The following is a 4,350-nucleotide window of genomic DNA, read 5'->3' on the forward strand; positions in this document are numbered from 1 at the left end:
AAACATTAATATGTGTGCAACATTATAATTGTATCATTAACTGTCAGACTATGTTTAATTAAAAATAGTTATAATTGTCGATAATAAACTACTATTGTTAAATACAAATTAATCCAAAATTATCTCAATATTTCAATTATTGTATCAATGATATAAATTTATCAAATAGTTGAAGATAAGTATATGTTTTTATTTATAAAGTGTAAAATCCCCCTAACAATAAGTGTTAAGGGGATTTTGATATTATTTGATATTTACAATTTTGACATTAATTTCTGCACCATTTGGTAGTGGAACACGAACTTCTTCGTTTAATTTTTTACCGATTAAACTTTTTGCCATTGGTGATTCATTTGAAATTTTACCATTAAATGCATCAGATTCAGCTGATCCAACAATTTGGTATTCCTCTTCGTCTTCACCAGGTAATTCTACAAAAGTTACAGTTTTACCAATTTGTACTTGGTTGTTATCACCAGTATCTTCGATTATTAGGGCATTACGTAGCATATGCTCAATTCTTTGTATATCTTGTTCGATAAATCCTTGTTCATCTTTAGCAGCATCATACTCAGAGTTCTCAGATAAGTCTCCGAATGAACGTGCTACTTTTATTTTTTCTACGACTTCTGGTCTCTTAACCGTTTTTAACTCTTCAAGTTCATTTTCTAGTTTTTCGAAACCTTCTTGCGTCATAGGATATTGTTTTTGGTTTTCCATATTGTCATCTTCCTTTACTATAATACTATTGTTTACTTACTAAAGTCTGAATTTTCGTCGTCATTATATCGATCGCAACTTTATTACTTCCACCTTCTGGAATGATAATATCTGCATATCTTTTTGTGGGTTCTATAAATTGATTATGCATTGGTCGAACTACATTTAGATATTGACTTATTACAGAATCCATTGTTCGTCCTCTTTCTTCTGTATCACGAAGTAAGCGACGTAAAATTCGTAAATCTGCATCTGTATCAACATAAATCTTGACATCCATTAAATCTCTTAACATTTTATTTTCAAGCGCAAATATGCCTTCTACGATAATAACATCTTTTGGTTTAAATGCAATCGTTTCTTCACTTCTAGTGTGATTTGTATAATCATATGTTGGTACTTCGATTTGTTTGCCATTTCTCAAATCGTTTAAATTTTCTATTAATAAGTCATTATCAAAAGCAAAAGGATGATCATAATTGGTCTCTAAACGTTCTTCGAAACTTAAATGCGATTGGTCCTTATAATAATAGTCTTGTGCCAATAATGCAACACTATGGCCTTCTAAATTTTTCATTATTTCGTTTGTCACTGAGGTTTTACCCGAACCCGAACCACCAGCGATTCCAATAATAGTCGTACGTTTCATTATCCAATTTCCTTTCTCATCATGTTGTTGGTATAAATTGGATGATCAACTTTAATTTGCACGATTTGCAATGGATGTCGTGCAGCATCAAGTTGGTTACCTTCTTCATCATAGATAGTGTCAACAACTTGTCTAAATGTATCGATTTCAGGACCAAAAAACTCTATTTCGTCTCCAGGTTCAAATTTGTTCCGCTGTTGAATCGTAGCAAGCTTAGTTGTTTCATCATAAGCCAGAACCAATCCACAAAAATCATAAGCTGAGTTCTTTTTATTTTGTTGCCCAAACATTTGTTCTTCGTATCCAGGTGTGCCTTCAATAAATGCAGAAGCAGTATCTCTATTAGCACATTTTTCCAGCTCAGTTAACCATTCTGGCTTAATTTTAAAGTTATCAGGATCTTCTGCATAAGCATCGATGACTTTGCGATATACAGACACTACAGTTGCAATATAGTGTATTGATTTCATGCGTCCTTCAACTTTAAGTGAATCCACACCAATATCCATCATTTTAGGGATTGATTCAATAAGTTTCAAATCTTTTGGACTCATTGCAAATGGAGTCACTGCATTTTCGTCATAATATAAATCTAATTCACCATCTTCATCAACTTCCAAAAGATCATAATCCCATCTACAACTTTGACAACAACCGCCTCTGTTAGAGTCTCGAGCAGTCATGTGATTACTTAATGTACATCTACCAGAATACGCAATACACATCGCACCATGTATAAATGATTCAATTTCAATATCTACTTTGTCTTTCATTTCCTTCATTTCCATAGCACCAGTTTCACGTGCTAATACTACACGATCTAGACCTTCATTTTTCCAAAATTCTACAGCTTTATAATTCGAAAGAGATTGTTGTGTTGATAAATGAATTTCTAAGTTCGGCGCTACACGCTTACAGGTTTCAATAATAAGTGGATCTGCAACAATAATACCAGTGGCGCCTGCTGACTCAATATTTTTTAAATACTCGTCCAATCCTTCTATGTTTTCATCATGAGCAATAATATTAGTCGTAACGTAAATTTTCGCCCCATATTGCTGAGCGAATGTCACACCTTCGTTTATTTCTTCCAACGTAAAATTATCTGCATTTGATCTTAAACCATATGCTTGTCCACCTAAAAATACAGCATCAGCACCATAATGTACTGCTATTTTGAGTTTTTCTAAATTACCTGCTGGTGCAAGTAGTTCAGGTTTTTTAATCTTATTATTAGTATGATTTTCAACTTTTTCTAATAATTCCATTACTTAAACCTCCTTTAATAGACTGTTTGTTTATACAAGAATCCTTCATCAAACGGACGGTGCTCAGGCTGAATGGCCTCAATCGGATCTACAAGCATAAATTTTTCATCATCATAGGTTTCAGGATCTTCTTTGAACAAATCAATCGCTTCTCTATATTGCTCTGTACATACATTGATATATTCTTCAGTTTGTAATACACCATCGATTTTGAATGCATCAATATTGGCTGCTAAAAGCTGATCTAACTCTTCGATCAAACAAATATCATTAGGTGACATTATATGCGTTCCATTATAATCTTCAAAAACAGGATATTTATTATCCCGTTCTTCATCATATAAAAGCAACTCATTCGCTTCTTTATTTCGTTGAATTTTCATTTGTCTTTCTTGGAAAGTAAAATAGTTACCTAATAACATACGTTTTGATTGAAACATGCAAGTCATACCATGTACTTGTACTTCAATCTCTACATCTGCATTTTGTTTTATATTTAATATTTCATCTAAACTTAATTCTCTAGCTAATTGCGCACGTTGTGCACCTTTTTTCCCCCAATAGTTACACTGGAAATAATTTGTGACTAGCGCTTCTGCATCCCAATTTAATGGAATCGGATTTGGTTGTTCATTCACATACATAACTACTGCTGGATCGCCAAATATGATGCGGTCAACGCTTACTTCGTGTAAAAAATCTATATATGATTTTAGTGCATTTAAATGATAATTGTGAAAAATACCATTTACTGCTACGTAGGCTTTTTTACCATGATTATGTATTAATTCCACTGCTTCTATCAATGCTTCTCTTTTAAATTCTCCTGCTAATCTTAAGCCGAATCTTTGCTCACCAATTACAAAAGCATCTGCACCTTTTTCAATTAGTGTCTCAATATGTTTAACAGATTTTGGTGTTACTAATAATTCTGTCATTTTGATTCTCCTTTAATCGAAATAGCTAGACCATCATCCATATTAAGGAAATTAGTTGTAAAATGAGGTTGAGCCATAAGCCATTCATTATATTCTTGTACTTTTTTTACCATTTGTCTAACATTTCTACTTCTCACTTCGGAAATATCAGAAACAAAACCATGATACAAAACGTTATCTGTAACTATTATCCCACCTTCATTCAATAAAGGGGCGTACAAAGAAAAAAACTTTTTTGATTGTGCCTTTGCAGCATCAATAAATATCATATCAAAAGATTCATGTTTGATATTTTCTAAAGCTTCTAACGCATCCTTTTCAATTAACTCAATTTGAGTTTCAAATCCAAATTTCGCAAAATTTTCTTTGGCTTTTAATTGCATATCATCATCACGTTCGATGGTAACCACTTTTATTTCATCAGAAACAGAAGCAAATTGCATACTGCTATAACCAATCGCTGTACCTATTTCTAAAATGCGCTTGGGTTTATGTATTCTGATCAGTTGTTTAATCATATCTAATGTTAGTCTATCAACGATTGGAACATGGTGTTCCAACGCATACGGTCTAAGTTGTTCAATAACAATATCATTCTCTTTGTGCAATTCTAATAAATATGATTGATTATTTTCCATTTTAAAACTTCCTTCAATGTAGATATTTCAAAGCATTTTTGACAAATAAAATAAATCAGCCAATAATCGTGACTGATTGTATTATGGTTAATAATGACGTCTATAAGTTGTTATTTTCGAACTACTTTATATAATTC

5 protein-coding genes are annotated in these 4,350 nt (G+C 32.3%); all 5 read right to left on the reverse strand.

The genetic code is table 11. The annotated features are described in order from the left end of the window. Nucleotides 1-243: 243 nt before the first annotated feature. From greA to CD150_RS07200, 5 genes are read right to left on the reverse strand one after another with little or no spacing between them, the layout of a single operon-like run. A complete protein-coding gene (greA, locus tag CD150_RS07180; RefSeq protein WP_019469406.1) occupies nucleotides 244-720 on the reverse strand; it encodes a transcription elongation factor GreA in 477 nt (158 codons plus the stop codon). Between the two features lie 25 nt (nucleotides 721-745). Next, nucleotides 746-1,369 (reverse strand): uridine kinase, encoded by a 624-nt coding sequence (gene udk, locus CD150_RS07185; protein WP_073341842.1) that lies wholly within the window; start codon nucleotides 1,367-1,369, stop codon nucleotides 746-748. Then, a complete protein-coding gene (locus CD150_RS07190; protein WP_073341839.1) occupies nucleotides 1,369-2,637 on the reverse strand; it encodes a peptidase U32 family protein in 1,269 nt (422 codons plus the stop codon). Before CD150_RS07190 ends, udk begins: the two co-directional genes overlap by 1 nt. 14 nt (nucleotides 2,638-2,651) lie before the next feature. Beyond that, nucleotides 2,652-3,575: a peptidase U32 family protein gene (locus CD150_RS07195; protein WP_046208112.1), complete on the reverse strand. Its 924-nt coding sequence runs from the start codon at nucleotides 3,573-3,575 to the stop codon at nucleotides 2,652-2,654. Next, entirely contained in the window at nucleotides 3,572-4,213 is a 642-nt protein-coding gene (locus tag CD150_RS07200) for an O-methyltransferase (protein WP_073341837.1), read from the reverse strand. Before CD150_RS07200 ends, CD150_RS07195 begins: the two co-directional genes overlap by 4 nt. Nucleotides 4,214-4,350 lie beyond the last annotated feature (137 nt).

It is taken from the genome of Staphylococcus ureilyticus, from assembly GCF_002902235.1.
Lineage (GTDB): Bacteria > Bacillota > Bacilli > Staphylococcales > Staphylococcaceae > Staphylococcus > Staphylococcus ureilyticus.